Origin of the sequence: Exiguobacterium sp. UBA3491 (genome assembly GCF_002377745.1) — a bacterium.
Classification (GTDB): Bacteria; Bacillota; Bacilli; order Exiguobacteriales; family Exiguobacteriaceae; genus Exiguobacterium_A.
Map to the genome: position 1 here is coordinate 1 of NZ_DFQK01000011.1, position 315 is coordinate 315.

The 315-nt window shown below is 51.4% G+C and carries 1 pseudogene; it reads right to left on the reverse strand.

From position 1 onward, the window contains the following. Window positions 1-315, reverse strand: a pseudogene (locus tag B4F99_RS02910) (cell division protein FtsH); the annotation flags it as partial.

Genomic DNA, 315 nt, shown 5'->3' on the forward strand with positions numbered 1-315 from the left:
GTGCCATGCGACGATCTTTTTCTCTTTCGGCGAGATGATCCGGCTCTTCTTCGCTGGTCCAGCAATGACGCGGTCAATTGCTTCTTCGAGGTCAACGATTGAGACTTTATCACGATCTGCACGAGCGGCAACAAGTGCTGCTTCGTTTAGAAGGTTTTCAAGATCCGCACCTGAGAATCCAGGCGTCCGTTGTGCGATGGCTTTCAAATCAACCGTTGAATCAAGCGGTTTGTTCCGCGCGTGAACTTTCAAGACTGCTTCACGACCGACGACATCTGGACGGTCAACCGTGATTTGACGGTCAAAACGACCTGG